General features: G+C 61.4%; 20 protein-coding genes. 12 read left to right on the forward strand and 8 right to left on the reverse strand.

Going from position 1 to position 22,778, the window contains the following annotated elements:
• Positions 1-8: 8 nt before the first annotated feature.
• A complete protein-coding gene (locus tag ACP7CJ_RS21230; RefSeq protein WP_276197870.1) occupies positions 9-887 on the reverse strand; it encodes a LysR family transcriptional regulator in 879 nt (292 codons plus the stop codon).
• A gap of 128 nt (positions 888-1,015) precedes the next feature.
• Here ACP7CJ_RS21230 and ampC point away from each other — a divergent pair, with 128 nt between their 5' ends.
• Positions 1,016-2,167: a class C beta-lactamase gene (ampC, locus tag ACP7CJ_RS21235; RefSeq protein WP_276197869.1), complete on the forward strand. Its 1,152-nt coding sequence runs from the start codon at positions 1,016-1,018 to the stop codon at positions 2,165-2,167.
• A gap of 130 nt (positions 2,168-2,297) precedes the next feature.
• Positions 2,298-2,786, forward strand: coding sequence for a GFA family protein (locus ACP7CJ_RS21240; protein ID WP_426101712.1), 489 nt, complete (start codon positions 2,298-2,300; stop codon positions 2,784-2,786).
• Between the two features lie 75 nt (positions 2,787-2,861).
• Here the strand turns inward: ACP7CJ_RS21240 and ACP7CJ_RS21245 are convergent, their stop codons facing one another.
• The 3 genes from ACP7CJ_RS21245 to ACP7CJ_RS21255 form a co-directional block, all read right to left on the reverse strand.
• On the reverse strand, positions 2,862-4,139 hold the full coding sequence (locus ACP7CJ_RS21245; protein ID WP_276197867.1) for an ATP-binding protein: 1,278 nt from the start codon (positions 4,137-4,139) through the stop codon (positions 2,862-2,864).
• Positions 4,140-4,847, reverse strand: a complete 708-nt coding sequence (locus tag ACP7CJ_RS21250; protein ID WP_276197866.1) for a winged helix-turn-helix domain-containing protein — start codon at positions 4,845-4,847, stop codon at positions 4,140-4,142.
• Positions 4,848-5,034: 187 nt separating this feature from the next.
• Complete coding sequence (locus ACP7CJ_RS21255; protein ID WP_426101714.1) at positions 5,035-5,637, reverse strand: tRNA-(ms[2]io[6]A)-hydroxylase; 603 nt, start codon at positions 5,635-5,637, stop codon at positions 5,035-5,037.
• Positions 5,638-5,786: 149 nt separating this feature from the next.
• Here ACP7CJ_RS21255 and ACP7CJ_RS21260 point away from each other — a divergent pair, with 149 nt between their 5' ends.
• On the forward strand, positions 5,787-6,650 hold the full coding sequence (locus ACP7CJ_RS21260) for a universal stress protein (RefSeq protein WP_426101716.1): 864 nt from the start codon (positions 5,787-5,789) through the stop codon (positions 6,648-6,650).
• A gap of 3 nt (positions 6,651-6,653) precedes the next feature.
• Here ACP7CJ_RS21260 and ACP7CJ_RS21265 read toward each other — a convergent pair whose 3' ends face one another.
• Complete coding sequence (locus ACP7CJ_RS21265; RefSeq protein ID WP_276197863.1) at positions 6,654-7,124, reverse strand: DUF1289 domain-containing protein; 471 nt, start codon at positions 7,122-7,124, stop codon at positions 6,654-6,656.
• Positions 7,125-7,520: 396 nt separating this feature from the next.
• Between ACP7CJ_RS21265 and acnB the strand changes: the two genes are divergently transcribed.
• Complete coding sequence (gene acnB / locus ACP7CJ_RS21270) at positions 7,521-10,121, forward strand: bifunctional aconitate hydratase 2/2-methylisocitrate dehydratase (RefSeq protein WP_247401616.1); 2,601 nt, start codon at positions 7,521-7,523, stop codon at positions 10,119-10,121.
• A gap of 51 nt (positions 10,122-10,172) precedes the next feature.
• Here the strand turns inward: acnB and ACP7CJ_RS21275 are convergent, their stop codons facing one another.
• Together ACP7CJ_RS21275 and ACP7CJ_RS21280 are read right to left on the reverse strand one after the other, a co-directional pair.
• The gene (locus tag ACP7CJ_RS21275) at positions 10,173-11,825 is read right to left on the reverse strand and encodes a SulP family inorganic anion transporter (RefSeq protein ID WP_276197862.1); all 1,653 of its coding nucleotides are present in this window, start codon (positions 11,823-11,825) and stop codon (positions 10,173-10,175) included.
• Positions 11,826-11,969: 144 nt separating this feature from the next.
• Positions 11,970-13,247, reverse strand: a complete 1,278-nt coding sequence (locus ACP7CJ_RS21280; RefSeq protein ID WP_276197861.1) for a serine/threonine transporter — start codon at positions 13,245-13,247, stop codon at positions 11,970-11,972.
• 485 nt (positions 13,248-13,732) lie between these two features.
• Here ACP7CJ_RS21280 and ACP7CJ_RS21285 point away from each other — a divergent pair, with 485 nt between their 5' ends.
• The 5 genes from ACP7CJ_RS21285 (at position 13,733) to ACP7CJ_RS21305 (ending at position 18,914) form a co-directional block, all read left to right on the forward strand.
• Positions 13,733-14,257, forward strand: a complete 525-nt coding sequence (locus tag ACP7CJ_RS21285) for a cysteine hydrolase family protein (RefSeq protein ID WP_426101718.1) — start codon at positions 13,733-13,735, stop codon at positions 14,255-14,257.
• A gap of 141 nt (positions 14,258-14,398) precedes the next feature.
• A complete protein-coding gene (locus tag ACP7CJ_RS21290; RefSeq protein WP_426101720.1) occupies positions 14,399-15,352 on the forward strand; it encodes a 2-hydroxyacid dehydrogenase in 954 nt (317 codons plus the stop codon).
• Between the two features lie 129 nt (positions 15,353-15,481).
• Complete coding sequence (locus ACP7CJ_RS21295) at positions 15,482-16,549, forward strand: phosphotransferase family protein (RefSeq protein WP_426101722.1); 1,068 nt, start codon at positions 15,482-15,484, stop codon at positions 16,547-16,549.
• A gap of 31 nt (positions 16,550-16,580) precedes the next feature.
• Entirely contained in the window at positions 16,581-17,348 is a 768-nt protein-coding gene (locus ACP7CJ_RS21300; RefSeq protein WP_276197856.1) for an SDR family oxidoreductase, read from the forward strand.
• A 132-nt stretch (positions 17,349-17,480) separates the two neighbouring features.
• Positions 17,481-18,914, forward strand: coding sequence for a PLP-dependent aminotransferase family protein (locus tag ACP7CJ_RS21305; RefSeq protein ID WP_426101724.1), 1,434 nt, complete (start codon positions 17,481-17,483; stop codon positions 18,912-18,914).
• Positions 18,915-18,932: 18 nt separating this feature from the next.
• Here ACP7CJ_RS21305 and ACP7CJ_RS21310 read toward each other — a convergent pair whose 3' ends face one another.
• On the reverse strand, positions 18,933-19,562 hold the full coding sequence (locus ACP7CJ_RS21310; RefSeq protein ID WP_276197854.1) for a DNA-3-methyladenine glycosylase I: 630 nt from the start codon (positions 19,560-19,562) through the stop codon (positions 18,933-18,935).
• 217 nt (positions 19,563-19,779) lie between these two features.
• On the opposite strand from ACP7CJ_RS21310, the gene ACP7CJ_RS21315 reads away from it, so the two are divergent.
• The 3 genes from ACP7CJ_RS21315 (at position 19,780) to ACP7CJ_RS21325 (ending at position 22,680) form a co-directional block, all read left to right on the forward strand.
• Positions 19,780-21,105, forward strand: a complete 1,326-nt coding sequence (locus tag ACP7CJ_RS21315; protein WP_426101734.1) for a C4-dicarboxylate transporter DctA — start codon at positions 19,780-19,782, stop codon at positions 21,103-21,105.
• Between the two features lie 169 nt (positions 21,106-21,274).
• Positions 21,275-21,976: a FadR/GntR family transcriptional regulator gene (locus ACP7CJ_RS21320; protein ID WP_247401638.1), complete on the forward strand. Its 702-nt coding sequence runs from the start codon at positions 21,275-21,277 to the stop codon at positions 21,974-21,976.
• Between the two features lie 17 nt (positions 21,977-21,993).
• Positions 21,994-22,680: a GntR family transcriptional regulator gene (locus ACP7CJ_RS21325; RefSeq protein ID WP_426101726.1), complete on the forward strand. Its 687-nt coding sequence runs from the start codon at positions 21,994-21,996 to the stop codon at positions 22,678-22,680.
• Positions 22,681-22,778 lie beyond the last annotated feature (98 nt).

The raw sequence follows: 22,778 nt of genomic DNA on the forward strand, positions 1-22,778 counted from the left end.
TTTTATTTCTAAACCTCCGCAGCCGCCTCCGACAGCCACCCCTTGAACGCCAGCATCGCCGAGGTTTCGGCGCGTGACTGCAAGCGCGTCAACCAGTAACTGCCGGTGCTGATGCCTACGTTGAAGGGCTGCCGGATCGCATCACTTTCCAGTTGTCGCGAGAACATCAGCGCAGGGGCCAACGCCACACCGACGCCCTGCAACGCCGCTTCCATCATCGCCAGTGACGAGTCGAACACGATGCTGCGCGGCACCAGGGTGTCGGCAGGCAGCCCGGCGGCCTGGAACCACAGGCTCCATTCATCAGCACGATAGGAACGCAGCACCGTCTGTTTCAACAGGTCGGCCGGCGTATGTAATTGCTCGGCGATTGACGGTACGCAGAGCGCCGTCAGCGGCGCTTCGAGCAATTGGCAGGCGTCGGTGCCATGCCAGGCCCCGGCGCCGAAACGTATCGCGTAGTCCAGGCCTTCGGCGGCGACATCGACGCGGTTGTTGTGGGTCGACAGGCGCAGATCGATAAACGGGTAGCGGCGCTGAAAGTCCGGCAGGCGCGGCAACAGCCAGCCCACCGCAAAGGTGCCGACCGCCCCGACGGTGAGCACTTCGCGGTAATGCCCGCCCTCGAACTGGCCCAGGGTATGGGCAATACGGTCAAAGGATTCGCGCACCACCGGCAACAACGTCTCGCCTTCGCGGGTCAGCATCAGGCCACGCGGCAGGCGCTTGAACAGGCTGATGTTCAGTTGCGCCTCCAGGCTCTTGACCTGATGGCTGACCGCTGCCTGGGTGACGCACAACTCGATGGCGGCCCGAGTAAAACTCAGATGCCGGGCGGAGGCCTCAAATGCGCGTAGCGCGTTGAGGGGCAGATGGGAGCGCAGCATGCTTGACCCTAATTATTCTAATGGCTGGGGCGAGATAACATCGTTTGCCCAGGCCCGGCGAACTGTCTAACGTTGCCACGCCCGCGCAGGCTCTTCATTCAATCGATCACACTCATGGAAGCGATATCATGCCCCAACAATCCGTGTTTGGAGTGCGTCATTTAACGGCGCTGGCGATACTTCTCGGCGCCGGCCAATGCCTGGCCGCCGACCTGAAGGCCGTGGTAGACGCCAGCGTCAAACCGTTGATGCAGCAGCAGGCCATTCCCGGCCTGGCGGTGGCGGTGGTGCAGAACGGCAAGGTGCAATACTTTAACTACGGTACGGCATCGAAGGAAGCCCAGCGACCAGTCAGCGAAAACACCTTGTTTGAAATCGGCTCGGTGAGCAAAACGTTCACCGCGACCCTGGGGGGTTACGCCCAGGCGACCGGCAAGCTCAAGCTGTCGGACAAGGCCAGCCAATACTGGCCCGCGCTGGCCGGCAGCGCCTTTGACCAGATCAGCCTGCTGCAACTGGCGACCTACACCCCCGGCGGCCTGCCGCTGCAGTTTCCGGACGCGGCCGACAGTGCCGACGCCATGCTCGGCTACTTCCAGCACTGGAAACCCACCTACGCCCCAGGCGCGCAACGCCTCTATTCCAACCCGAGCATCGGCCTGTTTGGCTACCTCGCGGCACAAAGCCTGGGCCAGCCCTTCAATGTTGCCCTGGAGAAAACCCTGCTGCCCAAGCTGGGCCTGAGCAACACCTACGTCAGCGTGCCCGCCGAGCAGTCAGGCGAATACGCCCAAGGCTACGACAAACACCACAAGCCCGTTCGCGTAAGCCCCGGCGCACTGGCCAGCGAAGCCTACGGCATCAAGACCAGCACTCACGACCTGGCGCGCTATGTGATCGCCAACATGCACCCGCAAACCCTGGAAAAGCCGCTGCAACAGGCCATCGCCAGCACCCACACCGGCTATTACACCGTGAACGGCATGACCCAAGGCCTGGGCTGGGAGTACTACCCCTACCCCATCGCCCTGCAAGCGCTGATTGACGGCAACTCGACACCGATGGCAATGGAACCTCACCGCCCCCATTGGCTGGCGACACCGCAAGCGCAACCGGCCAACGTGCTGTACAACAAAACCGGCTCAACCGGTGGTTTTGCTGCCTACGTGGCGTATGTACCCAGCAAGGACATGGGCGTGGTGATCCTGGCAAACAAGAACTATCCGAATGCCGAGCGGGTCAAGGTCGCCCATGCGATCTTGAGCGCGCTGGATAACTGAAGCCTGAACCAGGGCGCCGAGGGCGCCCTCCTCTCACCGGCTGCCATCGCCGACCATTCGTGCCCTGATCGCGACCTTGATGCCGCAAAGCGCCTAGACTGCGGAGTCACCTTGCCAGAGGAGACTGCCCATGCAACTCGAAGGTTCCTGCCATTGCGGCGCCGTGACGTTCAGCCTGACCAGCACCCATCCCTACCCTTACCAGCGCTGCTATTGCTCGATTTGCCGCAAGACCCAGGGCGGCGGCGGTTACGCAATCAACCTGGCGGGCGACAGCAACAGCCTGAAAGTGCGCGGGCGCAAGCTGATCTCGATCTACCACGCCCGGCTCAAGCCCGAGGGCGCCAGCCGCGCCCATGCCAGCAGCGCCAAGCGGCATTTCTGCTCACAATGCGGCAGCGCGCTATGGCTGTTCAGCCCGGAGTGGCCGGAGCTGATCCATCCCTTTGCCTCGGCCATCGACACGCCATTGCCGGTGCCGCCGCAACACACGCACCTGATGCTCGGTTCCAAGGCGCCCTGGGTCGAAGTCAGCGTGCGCAAGGGTGACCTGCAGTTCGATGAATACCCGCAGGAGTCAATCGCGCAGTGGCATGAACGGTTGGGGCTTAGCCGCTAACCGTCCGTGACGGCCGACTCGCAGGCGCGATTTTACCGTTGCGCCCAGCGTTGATCGCCCTCGCATTCCAGAGCGTCAAGCGTCATACGCCCACCTCATCCGAAACGACGCCCCGCCCCACTCGGAGTCTTGCACTAGCACCTGCCCGCCATGCCATTGGCAGACCCGCTGCACCAGCGCCAGGCCCAGGCCGAAGCCACCGGTGCGGCGGTCACGGCTGGCGTCGAGGCGTATGAACGGCTGGAAGATCTTCGCGCGGCCCTCCTCGGGTATGCCCGGGCCATCGTCACAGACCCGCACTTCATAACCGCTGCCGAACTTGACCAGCGACACTTCTACCCGGCGGTCGGCGTAACGAATGGCGTTGCGCAGCAGGTTGATCACCGCACGCGCCATGAAGCGCGGTTCGATTTGGATAACGTCGACTTCACAGGTGCGCAAGGACAACTGCACGCCTTCCACCTCGGCCTCCAGGGCGACGCTGCCGATCACGCTGTCGAGCCAGCTCTGGGCCTCGATAGCCTCCCGCGTGACCTGGGTGGCGCCGCGCTCCAGGCTGGCGTAGGTCAACAGCTCAGAGACCATTTCCTCCAACTCGCCGAGGTCGGCGTACATGTCGGCGATCAGTGCACGGCTCTGCCGGGGATCGGCCTGTTGTTTGAGCTGATCAAGCTCGAACGACAAGCGCGCGATAGGCGTGCGCAGTTCATGGGAGACCGCGTTGGTCAGCTCACGCTGGTTGGCAATCAGGCTTTCGATGCGTTCGGCCATCTGATTGAAGTGCCCGGCCAGTTCGCGCACGGTGGAGCGACGCGGCAACAGGATGCGCGAGCAGAGGTCGTTGTCGCCGAAGCGTTGGGCGGCCAGGCGGATGTGTTCAAGGTCGCGCCAGTGCGGGCGTACCCAAAAGTACAGCACAAGAGCCAGGCACAACCCGAGAAAACCGTAGGCCCACAGGTACAGCCACTTGGGTTCCTCCGGCAGTTTTATTTCCAGCAACTGCGGGCCCGTGTCGATGCGGGTGAGGAACTCCTTGAAGTCCCCGCGCACCACCAGCAAGCCGTCGCCCAGAAGTTTTTGTTCGCGCTCGGTCAGTGCCAGGGAGTCCTTTTCCACCAGTTTCAGAGGCAACCCATAGTGGGGTTGCAACTCGGCCAGCCGAGCTTGCCGCGCTTCGCCACGCAACGGCCGCAGTTGCTCGACCAGGCCGTAGGCCGGGCCACGCAGGGCTTCGCGGTTATAGGTCTCGTTGGCTTCGGGCAGCAACTCGTCGAACGTGTAGTTGACCAGCCAGATCGCCCCCGCCAGGCCCAGGGCCAGAATCACATACAGGCGTAGAAACAGGCGCAGCATCTAGACCTCCCACGCAAACGGATTGAACAGATAGCCCTTGCCCCAAATAGTCTTGATGCACACCGGTTCACGGGGGTTATCGTTGAGCTTGCCGCGCAGTTTGCTGATGTACACGTCGACGCTGCGGTTCAGGCCGTCAAAGGCGATGCCGCGCATGCGGTTGAGGATGTCATCGCGGGAGAGGATCTTGCCCGCGCTGCTGGCAAGCAACCACAGCAACTCGAATTCCATGGTGGTGAGGTCGATCTTCTCGCCGCCCAGGCTGACCACCCGGCAACTGCGGTCAATGGCCAGCCGCCCGAACTCGATGGCCCCGCGCACCGTCGGCTCCGGCGCCTGGCGACGTTGCAACGCACGCAGGCGGGCCAGCAGCACCGGCGGTTTGATCGGTTTGATCACGTAGTCATCGGCGCCGGACTCCAGGCCGAGAATATGGTCCAGGTCATCTTCCTTGGCGGTGAGGATCACGATCGGCGTGTCGGACACCGTGCGAATCTCGCGACACACATGCAGGCCGCTCTGACCGGGCAGCATCAGGTCGAGCACGACAATCTTTGGCTTGAAATCGAGGAAGACCGCCAAAGCTGCATCGCCGCGATGCACCACCCGCACCTCAAAACCGTGCTGGGCCAGAAAGTGCGCGACCAGCCCTGCCAGCTTCTCATCATCCTCAACGAGCAGGACCTTGCCCAGACCCAGGTTTTCCATAAGCTCTCAGTGTGCGACGCAGATTGAAGTGCGCGCAGTATAGGAGGCAAGCTGTCCGGCAGCAGCGCTTGGTCGGCCACGCGCGATGAAACTTCATGCTTTTAAGAGTTTTTAACAAATAGCCTGCAATTTTTAACCCCATTACAGGCAGTGATATGCGCAAGGATGACCTTGATCAGCCGTCGCCTCAGGCCGGCACGCCACTGTGAAAGCGGAACTCGACGTCCGGTGACTCGATCAGCGCCTGCTCGGCCGCCCTCACCCGCTCGATCACCTGGGCAACGTCCTTGGCCTCGCCGTACTGGTACGCCAGCTTCAAGTAACCCTGGTAGTGCCGCGCCTCGCTTTTCAGCAGGCCGAAGTAAAACTTGCCGAGTTCTTCGTCCAAATGCGGCACCAGGGCCTCGAAACGCTCGCAACTGCGCGCCTCGATAAAGGCCCCAACCACCAGGGTGTCCACCAGTTTGACCGGTTCATGGGTGCGCACCACCTTGCGCAACCCCGAGGCATAACGCCCGGCGTGCAACTGGCGCAACTCGACCTTGCGCTTCTTCATCAGGCGCATGACCTGTTCGTGGTGGACCAGTTCTTCGCGTGCCAGGCGCGACATCATATTGATCAAGTCAACATGGCTGTGATACTTAGCGATCAGGCTCAAGGCGGTGCTCGCGGCCTTGAATTCACAGTTCTTGTGGTCGATCAACAGGGTTTCCTGATCGGCCAGTGCGGCCTGGACCCAGGCGGCAGGGGTGGGACAGCCGAGGAATTCGTGGATTTCGGGCAGGTTCATCGGGCTCACGGGCAAAGGATCACAATAGGCCGCCGATTATACCGACCGCACCGCAGACCACCAGCCACTGGCCTTGATGTGTATCAACATGACGTCTGGCGGGCAGCAACTATAGTTGTTCAACGCCCCCTTTCTGGAGAGTCCCGACCATGCAAGCCATCCGCAGCATCCTGGTGGTCATTGAGCCCGAGCATTCGGAAAGCCTGGCCCTCAAGCGCGCCAAGCTGATCGCCGGGGCCACCGGCGCGCATCTGCACCTACTGGTGTGCGACAAAAAGCATGAGCATTCGGCGCTGTTGAGTCTGCTCAAGTCCGGCCTGACGGAAGACGGCTACAACGTCACGACCGAACAGGCGTGGAATAGCAGCCTGCATGAAACCATCATCGACGTGCAGCAAGCCGAAGGCTGTGGCCTGGTGATCAAGCAGCACTACGCCGACAGCCCACTGAAAAAGGCGCTGCTGACCCCAGCGGACTGGAAGCTGTTGCGCTACTGCCCTGCGCCGGTCCTGCTGGTCAAGACGGCAACCCCATGGAGCGGCGGCGTCATTCTTGCCGCCATCGATGTGGGCAATACCGACGCCGAACACCGCGCGCTGCACCACATGATCGTCGACTATGGCTTCGACATTGCCAGCCTGGCCAAGGCATCGCTGCACGTGATCAGCGCTCATCCATCGCCTATGCTCTCGGCCGGCGACCCGGTGTTCCAACTCAAGGAAACCATCGAGGCGCGCTATCGCGATCAGTGCAAGGCGTTCCAGGCCCAATTTGATATAGATGACGCCCACTTGCATATCGAAGAAGGCCCAGCGGATGTGCTGATTCCCCATACCGCTTACACATTGAAAGCGGCAGTGACGATCATTGGCACCGTGGCGCGCACCGGGCTGACCGGGGCGCTGATCGGCAATACGGCGGAAGTGGTGCTGGATGCACTGGAAAGCGATGTGCTGGTGCTCAAGCCACAGACACTGACGGATCAGCTGGAAAAGCTGGCCAACCAGGCCTGATCGTCAGGCACCCAACACATCCTTGAGAAACCCCGGCGCGATATAGCGCTGGTAATGCGCCTCGGACAGGATAAAAAACTCACGGTCGATGGCGTCGCGCAGCGCAGGCAGGCTCCACTCGCGAAACTCCGGCAGCAGCACCATGCCATAGGCCTCCAGGTTGGAAATCACCCGCGCCCCGCGGGCGATCAACTGGTATGCCCAGCAGTACTCTGACTGATGCGGCACAAAGCGAATCTTGCGTTGTTCCAGTTGGCCGCGCAGGGTCTTGGGGTCGAAAACCTCCAGCTTGCCGGCCATGACCTGCACCAGCAGTTGCTCAAGCCGTAGCCAGACCGCGCGTTTTTCCTCTTCGTTATAGCCATTCCACTGGATCACTTCATGGTGGAAGCGCTTGCATCCGCGACACACGAGGTCACCGTAAACCGTGGAGCACAGGCCTACGCAGGGGGTCTTGATGGTGTGGTTGGACATGGGTGGCAACACGCAAATCAGCGAAACAGTGCGCCATGTTAGCCCTTTGTCTAAGGTTCATCACCCCGCAAACTTGGCTTGGCAACTTACCTTTAGAAATTATTTGCCGTAGAATCAACCGGCCTTATAAGGCGCCAATAATCCGCTGGAAGCTGTTTTCAAAGCGTCACGAGCACAGTCGATCCTTCAGAACGGTATTGGCGATGGTCAATGACCCCGCAGGTCAAGCCAGCGCCAACCCTCATCAGCTCCGTTCTGCAGGCGTAAAACTTTGAAAGCAGCTTCTGTGAGGAATGTCGGCAGCGCAGGCTTTGCGGCCCAAAAGGCCCCCGAGCGCATGCGTGCCGTTCATTTCTGGATGAGCGTCCCGTGGGACCACTGATGAGGGTAATAACTGTGCTTGAAGCGTATCGCAAACATATCGAAGAGCGTGCAGCCCTGGGTATTGTTCCCCAGCCGCTTAATGCCGAACAAACCGCAGGCCTGGTTGAGCTGCTGAAAAATCCTCCGGCTGGCGAAGAAAAATTTCTCGTTGACCTGATCACCAACCGCATTCCACCAGGTGTTGACGAAGCAGCCTACGTCAAAGCCGGTTTCCTGTCTGCCCTGGCCAAGGGCGAAGCCACTTCTCCCCTGATCGACAAGAAACGCGCTGTTGAACTGCTTGGCACCATGCAAGGCGGCTACAACATCGTGACCCTGGTCGAGCTGCTCGACAGCGCCGAACTGGCGCCAGTTGCCGCCGCTCAGCTCAAGCACACCCTGCTGATGTTCGATGCGTTCCACGACGTGGCTGAAAAAGCCAAGGCCGGCAACGCACACGCCAAAGCCGTGGTCCAGTCCTGGGCCGACGGCGAGTGGTTCAAGAACCGCCCGACCCTGGCCGACAAGATCAGCCTGCGCGTGTTCAAGGTCACCGGCGAAACCAACACCGACGACCTGTCGCCTGCGCCGGACGCCTGGTCCCGCCCTGATATCCCGCTGCACGCCCTGGCGATGCTGAAAATGGCTCGCGAAGGCATCGTGCCGGACGAGCAAGGCAAAACCGGTCCGATGAAGCAGATCGAAGAAATGCGCGGCCAAGGCTTCCCGATCGCCTACGTCGGTGACGTGGTCGGTACCGGTTCGTCGCGTAAGTCGGCGACCAACTCCGTGCTGTGGTTCTTCGGTGATGACGTTCCTTACGTGCCGAACAAGCGTGCCGGTGGCTTCTGCTTCGGCAGCAAGATCGCTCCGATCTTCTACAACACCATGGAAGATGCGGGCGCACTGCCGATCGAGTTCGACGTCACCAACATGAACATGGGCGACGTGATCGACCTGTACCCGCATGCTGGCAAAGTCTGCAAGCACGGTACCGATGAAGTCCTGACCACCTTCGAAATGAAGACTCCGGTGCTGTTGGACGAAGTCCGTGCCGGCGGCCGTATCCCGCTGATCATCGGCCGTGGCCTGACCGAAAAAGCGCGTACCGAACTCGGTCTGCCACCGTCCGACCTGTTCAAGAAGCCGGAAGCTCCGGCCGAAAGCACCAAGGGTTTCACCCTGGCGCAGAAGATGGTCGGCAAGGCTTGCGGTGTGGTTGGCGTTCGTCCAGGCACCTATTGCGAGCCGAAGATGACCACCGTGGGTTCCCAGGACACCACCGGTCCTATGACCCGTGACGAACTGAAAGACCTGGCGTGCCTGGGCTTCTCGACCGATCTGGTGATGCAGTCGTTCTGCCACACCGCGGCTTACCCTAAGCCGATCGACGTGACCACCCACCACACCCTGCCTGACTTCATCATGACCCGTGGCGGCGTGTCGCTGCGTCCAGGCGATGGCATCATCCACAGCTGGCTGAACCGCATGCTGCTGCCGGACACCGTCGGCACCGGTGGTGACTCCCACACCCGTTTCCCGATGGGCATCTCGTTCCCGGCCGGTTCCGGCCTGGTAGCGTTCGCCGCAGCCACTGGCGTCATGCCACTGGACATGCCGGAATCGATCCTGGTGCGCTTCAAAGGCAAAATGCAACCTGGCATCACCCTGCGTGACCTGGTTCATGCCATTCCTTACTACGCGATCCAGGCTGGCCTGCTGACCGTAGAGAAGAAAGGCAAGAAGAACGCCTTCTCCGGCCGCATCCTGGAAATCGAAGGCCTGGACAACCTGAGCATCGAACAAGCCTTCGAGCTGTCCGACGCCTCGGCTGAACGTTCGGCTGCCGGTTGCACCATCAAGCTGTCGAAAGATTCGATCACCGAGTACCTGAACTCCAACATCACCCTGCTGCGCTGGATGATCGGCGAAGGCTACGGCGATGCACGCACCCTGGAACGTCGCGCCCAAGCGATGGAAGCCTGGGTTGCCAACCCGGAGCTGATGGTGGCCGATGCCGACGCGGAATACGCCGAAATCATCGAGATAGACCTGGCCGACATCAAGGAGCCTGTGCTCTGCGCGCCAAACGATCCGGACGACGCCCGTCTGCTGTCCAGCGTTGCTGGCGAGAAGATCGACGAAGTGTTCATCGGTTCGTGCATGACCAACATCGGTCACTTCCGCGCTGCCGGTAAACTGCTGGATCAGGTCAAGGGTCAGCTGCCAACCCGTCTGTGGCTGTCGCCGCCGACCAAGATGGACGCTCACCAACTGACCGAAGAAGGCTACTACGGCATCTACGGCAAGGCTGGCGCGCGCATGGAAATGCCGGGCTGCTCGCTGTGCATGGGTAACCAGGCACGTGTAGAACCGAATGCGACCGTCGTGTCGACCTCGACCCGTAACTTCCCGAACCGTCTGGGCGACGGCGCCAACGTCTACCTGGCTTCGGCCGAGTTGGCGTCGGTGGCTTCGATCCTGGGTCGCCTGCCGACCGTCGAGGAGTACATGGAGTACGCCGCGAAGATCAACACCATGGCCAGCGATGTGTATCGCTACCTGAGTTTCGATCAGATCGCCGAGTTCCGTGAAAGCGCTGCAAACGCCAACATCCCGGTGCTTCAAGCCTAAGGGTGTGTTGATGTAAAGGACGCCGCGTATCGCAAGATACGCGGCGTTTTTTTATGCCTGTGGATGGGCCTGCAAGGCCAGTTGCACCGCACCATCGACGCTCAAGCCGCTGAGCAAAACCTCTGGCGCCTGCGCCTCAGGCAGCATCTGCAATACTTCATGGGCATCATGTCGCACCCGCGCCAGCACCAGTTGCTTGCCCTGTGCGCGTGCCTGGGCAAAAAAAGCGGCCAGCGCTTCGATGCTGGTGCCGTCGAGGTCGTGGGATTCTTCCAGGCTCAACACCACCCTCTGCGCAGATGACTGGCGCATCAAGCGCAGGGCAGCGCCGAGGATGCGCTCGGCATTCGCGAAAAACAGCGCTTCGCTCGGCCGTATGATCAATACGCCGGGGATGGTCAGCGCATCGGCATGGTGTAGGCGGTCCACGAAGTCATGACTGTCGCCCAGCCGCCCAAGCACCTGGATATCCGCTGCCGACATCTGGCGCAACATCAACACCACGCTGATCGCGACCGACAATAACAAGCCATCCAGCACACCGAGCACCAGCACGGCCGCCACCGCGCACACCGCCAGCAAACGGTCGCGCCGCCACAGGAAGTAACGCCCCAGGGGCTGCAGGCTCAAACCGCGGCCCAAGGCATAGATCACCACCGCCGCCAACACCGGCTCCGGCGTGAGCGCAACATACGGCAGCACCGTCAACACAATTACCAGGATCACCAGCGCCGCGACAATCCCCGCCCAACGCGAATAGGCGCCAGCCGCCTCGTTCGCCGAGGTCGCCGAATACCCGGCGCCCGTCGGCATGCCGTGGAACAAACCGGACACCAGGTTAGCCGCCCCCAGTGCCAGCAAATCGCGGTTGGACGACACCCGGTCGCCATGTTTAAGGGCGAACGAACTGATCGAGCCGTAGGACTCTGCGTACAAAATCATGACCAGCGCAAACGCCAACTCGCCCAGGCGCAGCCAATCGGCAAACGGCAGCACCGGCAAATGCCCCAGCTCCAGGCGCAGGTCAATCAGACCGATCAGCGCCACTCCCTGGGCCTGCAGGTTCAGGCTCTGGCCGGCAACAATGCCCAGCACTATCACCACCAGCCCACCGGGCAGGCGCGGAACGCGGGCGCATAACCACAACACCAGCAATGCCACCGCAGCCACCATCGCGGCGGGCCAGTTCCAGTGCGGCAGTTGCTCCAGTAACTGCGGCAGGAAGCGGATCAGGTTGTTATCGGTCAGGTGGACACCCACCACACCGGCCAGTTGCTTGAGGATGATGGTCAGCGCCAGGCCGAAGGCAAACCCGCGCAACACCGGCTTGGCGATAAAAGAGGTGACACCACCGAGCTTGAACAACCCGGCCAAGAGAAAAAACACGCCAATGATCAACACCAGCCCGAACGCCAGGGACAGCCTCAGCGCCGGGTCATCACCCGCCAGGCTGGCCGTTGCCGCCGCCAACACCGCCGCCGACGACGAGGTCGCTGAGACAATCGCGAAGCGGCTGGTGCCGAACAGGCCGTAGCACACCAGCCCGGCAAACAAGGCAATCACACCGGCCTGGGGCGGCAGCGCGGCAATGCTGGAATAGGCCACCGCCTCCGGCAGCAGTAAACCGGCAATCGATAAGCCGGCGAGTATGTCCTGGGTACGCTTCGACGCAGCGACAACGGGCGCATCGGTTTCAGTGTTCAATCGGCCCCACCCATCCTGGATAAAAAAGTGCTCCAGCTTAGCGCCCATTGCCGCGCGGCGGTTGCGCCGTGTCAGGTTTTGCGAGCGAAAAAAAGGGCCGATTCGCCATGTTTGCGAATCAGCCCTGGTCGGTGCAGCGCGCTGTCAGGACATCAGCGAGTAAATCAACGCGGTAATCGCCACCAGGCCGACCGCCGTGACAAACACATTGGACGCCTGCCCACGGTACTTGGCCATCGCCGGCACCTTGCGGATCGCGTACATCGGCATCAGGAACAGGATCGATGCAATGATCGGCCCCCCCAATGTCTCGATCATGCGAAGGATGCTCGGGTTAAGCGTGGCGACGATCCAGCACACCACCAGCATGAAGGCGGCGGTCATGCGGTCCAGGCTCTTCGGTGCAGGACGGCGGCCGGTTTTCGCGACCAGGCCCTTGAGGCCTTCGCTGGCGCCGATGTAGTGGCCCAGGAACGACTTCGCAATCGCCACGAACGCAATCAACGGCGCAGCGAAGGCGATGGTCGGGTTGTCAAAGTGGTTGGCCAGGTACGACAGGATCGACAGGTTCTGCGCTTTCGCTTCGGCCAGTTGCGCCGGCGATAGGGTCAGCACGCAACTGAACACGAAGAACAGCACCATCACCACCATCAACAGGTGCGCGCGCGACAGGATCTGCGAGCTGCGCTCATCGGCGTTCGCGCCGTACTGACGTTTCTGGTCCACGGCAAAGGCCGAGATGATCGGCGAATGGTTGAACGAGAACACCATCACCGGAATCGCCAGCCACAAGGTGCTGAGCAACGCCGAAGGCGACGGGACCACGCTGGCGGTGCTGAGGATGCCACCATTCCAGTGCGGGATCAGGTACACCGCCAGAAACAGCAAGGCGACGATAAACGGATACACCATCACGCTCATGGCCTTGACGATCGCCTGCTCACCGCAACGCACCACGGCCAGCAGGCCGAGGATCAGCACAAACGCCAGGATCGCCCGTGGCGGCGGCATGATGTGCAACTGGTGCTCCATGAAGCTGCCGACGGTGTTGGTCAGCGCCACGCTGTAGATCAGCAGGATCGGGAAGATCGCCAAGAAGTACAGCAAGGTGATCAGCGCGCCGGCCTTGACGCCGAAGTGCTCTTCGACCACGTCGGTGATGTCGGAGCCTTCACGACCGGACAGCACAAAACGCGTCAGGCCACGGTGGGCAAAAAACGTCATCGGGAAGGCGAGCAGCGCCAGGATCACCAGCGGCCAGAAGCCGCCGAGGCCGGCGTTGATAGGTAGAAATAAAGTGCCGGCACCAATCGCCGTGCCGAATAGGCCAAGCATCCAGGTGGTGTCCTGACGGCTCCAGCGTGTAAGGATTACAGGTGTCGTGACATAACGTTCGTCGACGCTATTGGCCTGATCATTCATCCGATCGGATCTCCGCATTTCCACAGCAGGGACGAGTCAGAAAAACCTGACAGGCAGCGTCCCAACCATAACAGGGGCGCGATTGTCCGGGATTCTTTTGAATAAGCAAAGGCTTAGCTGAGGAACGGTTAAGCGGTGCAGAGGCTCAAGAGCGAGGTTTTCGGCTATTTTTGCGCGCTCAACGTGGAGAGCATCAGCGGCAGTGGCGTATCAGATGAATCCGTTATGAGTGCCCGAAACATCGTTATGCCTTGTAAGAGAATACCTGCGACTGTTGACTGTCAAACGCATGCCCAGCATGATCGGCCCATGAACCTATTTCAGCTACGCCTCACCCGCACCACCACAACGACCGCTTCCGGCGGGTCGTGCGGTTGCCGTGGGGACTTGAACTAGACACCTCACAGATTCAACCCAAGGCCCCGCCAGCAATGGACGGGGCCTTTTTATTGCGCCTCCATCTGGCACACGCAAGGAGCAACACCATGGCTGACGCCCTGTTGATCATCAATATGCAAAGCGGTTTGTACGATGGCCCGGACCAACCCTTCGAACGCGAACGCGTGCTGGCGACCATTAACCAACTGATCCGTCGCGCCCGCACCGCCGGCGCACCGATCTTCGTCGCCCGCCACACTGGCCCGGCGGGTTCACCGATTGCAGCGGGCAGCCCGTATTGGCAGGTGTGGCACGCACTGGATGTCGATGAGGCTCGTGACCGGTTCTTCAATAAAACCCGTCCCAGTTGTTTCCTCGGCACCGATCTGGCGCAGCGACTGCGCGCAACACAGGTCAATGAACTGGTGATTGTTGGGATGAAAACCCAGTTCTGTATCGATACCACTTGCCGCGTAGCCGCAGAACTGGGGTTCTCGGTGATCCTGCCAGAAGATGGCCATACCTGCATGGACACCGCAACGCTGTCGGCGGCGGCGATCATCGAACATCACAACGCCACATTGGCCGGAGCGTTTGCGCAACGCGTGAGAGCCGCTGAGGTGAGCTTCTGACAACGTAGAGACCGTGAGAGCGAGCTTGCTGTGGAGAGGGCACACGCTCGGTGTCACCATGATTTTTCTGCTCCAACAAAACGATTTTGCCTACAAATCCCGCATACTCTTGCTCTCAAACCCTTCAGGAAGAGCCTTCCGATGACAACCACTGTTCTGGTTCTGGTTGAAACCATCAACGAATACCTGCCCATCATCGAAAGCAATGACTTTCATGTGATCCTGGCGCCGACGCCCGCCGAGCGTGCCCACGCCATCAAGACCCATGGCGGGCAGATCCAGGCTGTGCTGACCCGTGGTCCGCTGGGCCTGTATGCCGAAGAAATCGCCGCGCTGCCGCTGCTGGAGATCATCTGCGTGATCGGCGCCGGCTATGAACATGTCGACCTGCAGGCGGCGAGCAATCGCGCGATTGTGGTGACCAACGGTGCCGGGGTGAACGCGCCGTCGGTGGCGGACCACGCCATGGCCTTGTTGCTGTCATTGGTGCGCGGCATTCCACAAACGGACGCGGCAGTGCGCGACGGCGAGTGGCCCAAGGTGATGCGCCCTTCCCTGGGCGGCAAGCAACTGGGGATTCTCGGGCTCGGCGCGGTGGGCCTGGAGATCGCCAAGCGCGCCGCCTTAGGGTTCGGCATGCAAGTGAGCTACCACAACCGCCAGCCGCGCGATGACGTGGACTACACCTATTGCTCAACCGCCGTGGAGCTGGCACACACCTCGGACTTCCTGATCCTGGCCACGCCCGGCGGCCCGGGCACGCGCCACTTGATCGATCGGCACGCCCTGGATGCGTTGGGGCCGAACGGCTACCTAGTGAATATCGGCCGTGGCAGCGTGGTGGTGACCGCCGACCTGATCGACGCCCTGGAGCAACGCCGTATCGGCGGCGCGGCACTGGATGTGTTCGACGGCGAGCCCAAGGTGCCCGAGGCCCTCAAGCGCCTGAGCAATACTGTGCTGACCTCCCATGTGGCCGGGCTGTCACCGGAAGCCGCCCACGATACGGTGCAACGGGTGGCCGATAACCTGCTGGAGTACTTCGCCGGCCGTCCGGTACTGACGCCGGTCGCCTTGCCCCCGCCCGAAAAATGACCGATCAGGCACGCTGATCATCATCCAACACGCGAACCTATTAAGCCGCCCCAACCTTGTGGCCGGGCGGCTGTGCGCATTAGATTAGCCAATAGTCCGAGGCCTTTAGAATAAGCAGAAGGGATAAGCATGGCGCTGAACGACCAATCGACCCAGATCCGCCCAGGCGAAGAACTTGATGCCAGCCTGATCGATCCCTATCTCAAGGCCCACATTCCGGGCCTGAGCGGCGCGGTCAAGATCAGCCAGTTCCCCGGCGGCGCGTCCAACCTGACCTACCTGCTCGAATACCCGGGCCAGGAATTCGTGCTGCGCCGCCCGCCGTTCGGGCACAAGGCCAAGTCCGCCCACGACATGGGCCGTGAATTCCGCATTCTCAATCAACTTAAAGACGGTTTTCCCTACTGCCCCAAGGCCTATGTGCATTGCACCGACGAATCGGTGATCGGCGCCGAATTTTATGTGATGGAGCGCGTCAACGGCATCATCCTGCGCTCCGACCTGCCGGCGGAACTGGGCCTGGACGCGAGCAAGACCGAAGCGCTGTGCAAAAGTTTTATCGACAAGTTCGTCGAGCTGCACCAGGTGGACTACAGCGTCTGCGGCCTGGCTGACCTGGGCAAGCCCGAGGGTTATGTGGAGCGTCAGATCCGCGGCTGGAGCGACCGCTACGAAAAAGCCCTGACCCCCGACGCGCCCCGCTGGGAGGCCGTGCGCGCCTGGCTCAACGACAAGATGCCGGCCGACCACCCTACCTCGAGCATCGTGCATAACGACTACCGCTTCGACAACGTGATCCTCGACCCGCACAACCCGATGCAGATCATCGGCGTGCTGGATTGGGAGCTGACCACCCTCGGCGACCCGCTGATGGACCTGGGCAACACCCTCGCCTACTGGATCGAAGCCGCCGACCCGGCGCCCGTGCAACTGATGCGCCGCCAGCCGAGCAACGCACCCGGCATGCTCACGCGCCGCCAGTTCGTCGACTACTACGCCGAGCGCTCGGGCCTTGAGATCGACAATTTCGACTTCTACTACACCTACGGCCTGTTCCGCCTGGCCGGCATCGTGCAGCAGATCTACTACCGTTTTTTCCATGGACAGACCCAGGACAAACGCTTTGCGCAGTTCATTCAGATGAACAAGCTGCTGGAGCAGATGAGCCTGAATGTCATCGGCAAATCCGCCCTCTGATCGACCGAGCCAAGACCCACAAGGAACCCCCATGTCCAAGACCAACCTGTTCGACCTCGACGGCAAGATCGCTTTTGTCTCCGGCGCCAGCCGTGGCATCGGTGAGGCCATCGCCAAGTTGCTGGCCCAGCAAGGCGCCCACGTGATCGTCTCCAGCCGCAAGCTGGAAGGCTGCCAGCACGTGGCGGATGCGATCATCGCCGACGGCGGCAAGGCCACTGCGGTTGCCTGCCATATCGGTGAAATGGAGCAGATCACCCAGGTCTTCGCCGGCATCCGCGAACAGTTTGGGCGCCTGGACATCCTGGTCAACAATGCCGCGACCAACCCGCAATTCTGCAACGTACTGGACACCGACCTGGGCGCCTTCCAGAAAACCGTGGATGTGAATATTCGCGGCTACTTCTTCATGTCGGTGGAAGCCGGCAAGCTGATGCGCGAAAACGGCGGCGGCAGCATCATCAACGTGGCCTCTATCAACGGGATCTCCCCGGGCGTGTTCCAAGGCATTTATTCGATAACCAAGGCCGCCGTGATCAACATGACCAAGGTGTTCGCCAAGGAATGCGCCGACTTCGGCATCCGTTGCAACGCCCTGCTGCCGGGCCTGACCGACACCAAGTTCGCCTCGGCGCTGGTGAAGAACGACGCGATCCTGAAAATGGCCCTGGCGCAGATTCCGCTCAAGCGCGTGGCGGACCCAAGCGAGATGGCCGGCGCGGTGCTGTACCTGGCCAGCGATGCCTCCAGCTACACCACCGGTGTGTCGCTGAACGTGGACGGTGGCTTCCTGTCCTAACCACATAAGCAGCACAATCCCCAGGTGGGAGCAGGCCCGCTCCCACTTTTTTTATCGCGTTGTCCTACCGCCCCTTTGGAGCAAGCGTCACCTGCGAGTAGTCTTGGAGCGACTCAGCCCCTCAGGACAAACATGGAACTGCACGTGATCATCAACGGCCGCAAGGACCTGGCCGAACAGCTTTACCAGCAACTGCGCGAAGCCATTGACTCCGGCCGCCTGGCCACCGGGGCCCAGTTGCCACCCAGCCGCCTGCTGGCCAAGCAACAGGGCGTGTCACGCAAGACCGTGTCCGACACCTACGCCACCCTGACCTACGAAGGCCTGCTGGTGGGCAAGACCGGCCGTGGCACGTTCGTCAGCCGCCGCGCGCCACCGAGCGAACGCCTGCAAACCGCCACCGACCTGGCCTGCGCCAGCAACCTGGCGAAGTGGCAGGCACTGCCCTCGGCCATGCGCCACCCAACACACGGCAGCCCCCTGCGCTACGAATTTATCGGCGGTGCCACCAGCCGCCAGCAATTCCCACAGGATGAATGGCGGCGCTGCACCCAGGACGCCCTGCGGCGTATCGCCCAGAACAGTGGCTTCTACAGCCAGCCCGAAGGCCTGCCGGCGTTGCGCAGCGCCATCGCCGGGCATATTGCGTTCTCCCGTGGGGTCAAATGCCGTGACGCCGACATCGTGGTCACCAACGGCGCGCAGCAGGCACTCGACCTGATCGCCCGCGTGGTGCTGGAGCCGGGTAGCATCGTCGCCATGGAAGACCCCGGCTACAGTCCGGCGCGCCAGTTGTTCATGCCGATGGGGGCAAACGTTATCGGGGTGCCCATCGACGATCAGGGCATTCAGGTCGACCAGGTCCCCGACGGCGCGCGGCTAATTTATGTGACGCCGTCCCACCAGTTTCCCCTCGGCATGCCCATGAGCCTGGCGCGCCGCGAAGCCCTGCTGGCCCGCACGTTCGAGCTGGGGGCGATCGTTATCGAAGACGACTACGACAGCGAATTCCGTTACGAAGGCCGCCCCACCGACTCCCTGCAAAGCATGGACACACGTGGCGTGGTCGCCTACGTCGGCACCTTCTCCAAAACCCTACTGCCGGAGTTGCGCCTGGGCTATGCGGTTCTGCCGCCGGCGATTTATGGCGCGGTGCTCAAGGCCAAGCAATTGACCGATCAACACAGCTCCACCCTGCCGCAATGGGCGCTGGCCAAATTCATCAGCGAAGGCTACCTGCTCAAGCACATTCGCCGCTGCCACAGCGTGTATGCCGGGCGCCGCGAGCGCATTCTGCAACGCCTGGCGGGTGACCTGTCGCCGTGGTTCGACGCGGTGCCCACCGTGGCCGGCTTTCATATGGCAGCGCTGTGCAAGGTGGCGGTGGACATCCCGCGGCTGCTGGAACTGGCACGCCAGATGGAAGTGGGCCTGTATCCACTCGATGTGTTCTTTCACGATACGCCGGTACGCCCGGGCCTGATCATCGGCTTCGGCGCCATCGAAACCCTGGACATCGACCCGGCCCTGGACAAGGTGCGTGACATTCTCCAACACATTGGCTAACGGGCCTTCCCGCACGATTCAGGGGCGCCTGAACAGGCGGCGTTGGTCTTCGACCCGCTCACGGCAGACACAGCCTTCAAGGTGATCATTGACCATCCCCATCGCCTGCATCAACGCGTACATCGTGGTGGGCCCCACGTAGGTCCACCCGCGTTTCTTCAAGGCCTTGGACAACCGCACCGACGCCGATGACGTCGGATTGGCCTTCCAGTAAGCCAGGTCCACCATCGCCGGGCGCTCTTCAGGCGCCGGTTCGAATGACCAGAGCCATTTCGCCAGCGAACCGCTCTCCTGCACCAACTCGCATGCCCTGCGCGCATTGTTGAGGGTCGAGACGATTTTCGCACGGTTGCGCACAATGCCTGGATCAGCCATGAGCCGCTGGATATCCGCCTCGCCGTACTGCGCCACCCGGTGAAAATCAAAACCGTCGAACGCCCGCCGAAAGTGCTCGCGCTTGCGCAGGATGGTGATCCACGCCATCCCCGCCTGAAAACCCTCCAGGCAAATCTTCTCGTACAACTGAATGTCGTCCGCCACCGGCACACCCCATTCGTGGTCGTGGTAATGCGGATATTCCGGCGCAGCGGTACGCCAACTGCAATGGGTCAGCCCCGCTTCGTTGGTGGTCAGCCCTGGTTTGTCCATCCATCACCTCGCGTGCTCAGGCGCGGATGATAAGCGAAAAAATTTGCCCCCCGCCAACCGCTCAAGCGCCGCCCTCACAGAGCAACTGGTCAGACCGCAACCCGCCAAGCGCGGAATATTTACTTGTGATCGGGAAAAACCCAAGCGTAGACTGGCCACGCACTGGACTTACCGGTAAGACCACAACAATTAAGCCCTGGAACCACCAGGGCACCGCATAGAGATCCCTCCCATGCTCAGATGGTGCTCGCGTTCGATTTTCCTGCAAGTCTTGATAGGTCTGATGCTCGGCATCATCTGCGGCTTGGCCCTCCCCGAATATTCCTCGCAACTCAAACCCTTGGGTGACGGCTTTATCAAGCTGATCAAGATGCTGATTGGCCTGATCGTGTTCTGCGTGGTGGTCAGCGGTATCTCCGGCGCCGGCGACTTGAAAAAGGTCGGGCGCATCGGCTTGAAGTCAGTGATTTACTTTGAAGTGCTGACCACCGTCGCCTTGGTGATCGGCCTGATCATGGCCTTCAGCACCGGTATCGGCACCGGCGCGAATATCCACCTGGAGCAATTGTCCTCCGCCGGCCTGCATGAACTGGCCGACAAGGGCCAGCACATCAAGGGCACCAGCCAGTTCCTGATGGACCTGATCCCCAACTCGGTGATCGGCGCATTTGCCGACAACAACGTGCTGCAAGTGCTGCTGTTCTCGGTACTGTTCGGCAGCGCGCTGAACCTGGTGGGCGAAGCCGCTTCGGGCATCTCGCGGCTGATCAACGAACTGAGCCATGTGATCTTCCGCATCATGGGCATGATCGTGCGCCTGGCGCCGATTGGCGTGTTCGGGGCGATCGCCTTTACCACCAGCACCTACGGCCTGGATTCGCTGCAACACCTGGGCAGTCTGGTGGGTCTGTTCTACCTGACCTGCTTTGTCTTCGTCTCGCTCATTCTTGGCCTGGTCATGCGCCTGTCCGGCCTGCGCATGCTGCCGCTGCTCAAGTACCTGCGCGAAGAGCTACTGATCGTGATGGGCACCGCGTCATCCGATGCGGTGTTGCCACAGATCATGCGTAAACTCGAGCACCTGGGCATTGGCAGCTCTACCGTGGGCCTGGTGATTCCGACGGGGTATTCGTTCAACCTCGACGGTTTCTCGATCTACCTAACCCTGGCCATCGTGTTTATCGCCAACGCCACCGGCACACCGCTGTCGATGACCGACCTGCTGACCATCCTGCTGGTATCGTTGATCACCTCCAAGGGCGCGCATGGCATTCCGGGCTCGGCGCTGGTGATTCTGGCGGCGACACTCACGGCCATCCCGGCGATTCCGGTGGTCGGCCTGGTGTTGGTGCTGGCCGTGGACTGGTTCATGGGCATCGGCCGCGCATTGACCAACCTGATCGGCAACTGCGTCGCCACCATCGCCATTGCGCGCTGGGAAAAAGACATCGACATCCAGCGCGCGAACAAGGTGCTCGACGGTGAGCAGGGGTATGCGTTCCAGGCTAAAAAACCGGTAGTGCCAGCGCATCAGGAGTTCTGATCCATTTGCATGATCGACGCAGATCACCTGTGGGAGGAGGCTTGCCCCGATTGCGGTGGATCAGCCTCATCGCAGGTGACTGATACATTGCTATCTGGGGCAAGCCCGCTCCCACACTTAATCGTCGCCTTTGTGGCAATTGTATTCGCAACATCAAGGAGCCATCGACGTGATCACCCCCTCAACCGTCGTCAATTCAGTCGTAGAAAAACTCCGTGCCGCCCTGGCGCGGGGCCAGTGGCGCCGGGGCGAAATGCTGCCCGGCCAGCGTGAACTGGCCGAACAAATGGGCATCAGCCGCCCGAGCCTGCGTGAAGCCGTGATCGTGCTGGAAACCCTCGGCCTGGTGCGCGCCATGCCCGGCAAGGGCGTAGTGGTGTTGGAAACCAGCATCAGCGAGCCGCAATCGAGCGACGCCGTGGCCGACGCCAGCCTCGAAGACATCCTGCAACTGCGCTACACTCTGGAGCCGTTCATTGTCGGCCTGGTGGCCCAATCCATCAGCAGCAAGGAAGTCGGCCAACTGCGCCTGACGTTGATGGACATGCGCGAAGCCTTGGACGCCGGCGACGCCGAAGCGGGCATGAACGCCTACATCGGTTTCCACGAAGAACTGTTCGCCCTCACCTCCAACCCGATCTTCCAGAACGTAGTGCAGCAAACCAGCAACGCCCTCAAGCAAAGCGCCCAGGTGCTGCGCAATTCTCCCGAACACCTCGCGGAGCGCCTGCAGGAAAACGACGCCGTGGTGCGCGCCATCCGCAACAAAAACAGCGCGCTGGCAAGTGCCGAGATGCGCCGACACATCCTCCAGGAAGGCCTGCGCATGGGCATTCGCTTGAACATCCCGGACGACCACCTGGGTAGCTGATTTTTTGGAGACCGGCCATGACCGCCCACGCCCTGCAACGCGATCCCATCCTCCCTGCCCTGCGCCTGGTGGCGGGTAAAAAGCCCGCCGTGGATGACCTCTACCCTCGGCTGTTCGACGCTATCCTCGAACAACGCATCGGCCCCTCCAGCCGCTTTACCGAAGACAGCCTGGGCGAAACCTTTGGTGTGAGCCGCAGCGTGATTCGCCGGGTACTGGCCAAGCTATCCCAGCAACAAGTGATCATCCTGCGCCCGAACCAGCGCGCCCAAGTGGCTACGCCAGATGCACAGCAAACGCGGCAGATTCTGGAAGCACGACGCCTGACGGAAATGACCGTGGTGCAACTGGCCTGCGCACAGGCCACGCCCGCGCAGATACGCCAACTGCGCGAGCTGATTGCCCGCGAACGCGAGTGCATCCAGGGCGACCAGCGCGGGCCGGCGATTCGCTTGTCGGGGGAGTTTCACCTGCAATTGGCGGCCATTGCCGGCAATGGGCCGCTGGCACAGTTCCTCAATAGCCTGGTGCCATTGACGTCGTTGATCATTGCGCAGTTTCAAGCGAAAGCCTGCACGTACTGCGCGTGGCAGGAGCATGTAGCAATCGTGGAGGCGGTGGAGCAACAGGATGTCAGCGCAGCCGTGTCGTTGATGACCCAGCACCTGGATCAGCTGGAAACCAAACTACTCAAGCACCACTGATCTCCAGTAAACGCACAAACAAAATGTGGGAGGGGGCTTGCCCCCGATAGAAGCGTGTCAGTCAACAACTACATGACTGATACACCGCTATCGGGGGC

The sequence above is a fragment of the Pseudomonas sp. PSPC3-2 genome (genome assembly GCF_049897085.1).
GTDB classification, from domain to species: Bacteria; Pseudomonadota; Gammaproteobacteria; order Pseudomonadales; family Pseudomonadaceae; genus Aquipseudomonas; species Aquipseudomonas paraveronii.

What these genes read in the sequence shown, in the direction of transcription:
- ACP7CJ_RS21250 (WP_276197866.1), bottom strand. Translation starts at nt 4,847, where the DNA reads ATGGAAAACCTGGGTCTGGGCAAGGTCCTGCTCGTTGAGGATGATGAG.
- ACP7CJ_RS21245 (WP_276197867.1), bottom strand. Translation starts at nt 4,139, where the DNA reads ATGCTGCGCCTGTTTCTACGCCTGTATGTGATTCTGGCCCTGGGCCTG.
- ACP7CJ_RS21300 (WP_276197856.1), top strand. Translation starts at nt 16,581, where the DNA reads ATGTCCAAGACCAACCTGTTCGACCTCGACGGCAAGATCGCTTTTGTC.
- ampC (WP_276197869.1), top strand. Translation starts at nt 1,016, where the DNA reads ATGCCCCAACAATCCGTGTTTGGAGTGCGTCATTTAACGGCGCTGGCG.
- ACP7CJ_RS21255 (WP_426101714.1), bottom strand. Translation starts at nt 5,637, where the DNA reads ATGAACCTGCCCGAAATCCACGAATTCCTCGGCTGTCCCACCCCTGCC.
- ACP7CJ_RS21260 (WP_426101716.1), top strand. Translation starts at nt 5,787, where the DNA reads ATGCAAGCCATCCGCAGCATCCTGGTGGTCATTGAGCCCGAGCATTCG.
- ACP7CJ_RS21290 (WP_426101720.1), top strand. Translation starts at nt 14,399, where the DNA reads ATGACAACCACTGTTCTGGTTCTGGTTGAAACCATCAACGAATACCTG.
- ACP7CJ_RS21265 (WP_276197863.1), bottom strand. Translation starts at nt 7,124, where the DNA reads ATGTCCAACCACACCATCAAGACCCCCTGCGTAGGCCTGTGCTCCACG.
- ACP7CJ_RS21305 (WP_426101724.1), top strand. Translation starts at nt 17,481, where the DNA reads ATGGAACTGCACGTGATCATCAACGGCCGCAAGGACCTGGCCGAACAG.
- ACP7CJ_RS21285 (WP_426101718.1), top strand. Translation starts at nt 13,733, where the DNA reads ATGGCTGACGCCCTGTTGATCATCAATATGCAAAGCGGTTTGTACGAT.
- ACP7CJ_RS21230 (WP_276197870.1), bottom strand. Translation starts at nt 887, where the DNA reads ATGCTGCGCTCCCATCTGCCCCTCAACGCGCTACGCGCATTTGAGGCC.
- ACP7CJ_RS21295 (WP_426101722.1), top strand. Translation starts at nt 15,482, where the DNA reads ATGGCGCTGAACGACCAATCGACCCAGATCCGCCCAGGCGAAGAACTT.
- ACP7CJ_RS21280 (WP_276197861.1), bottom strand. Translation starts at nt 13,247, where the DNA reads ATGAATGATCAGGCCAATAGCGTCGACGAACGTTATGTCACGACACCT.
- ACP7CJ_RS21325 (WP_426101726.1), top strand. Translation starts at nt 21,994, where the DNA reads ATGACCGCCCACGCCCTGCAACGCGATCCCATCCTCCCTGCCCTGCGC.
- ACP7CJ_RS21310 (WP_276197854.1), bottom strand. Translation starts at nt 19,562, where the DNA reads ATGGACAAACCAGGGCTGACCACCAACGAAGCGGGGCTGACCCATTGC.
- ACP7CJ_RS21240 (WP_426101712.1), top strand. Translation starts at nt 2,298, where the DNA reads ATGCAACTCGAAGGTTCCTGCCATTGCGGCGCCGTGACGTTCAGCCTG.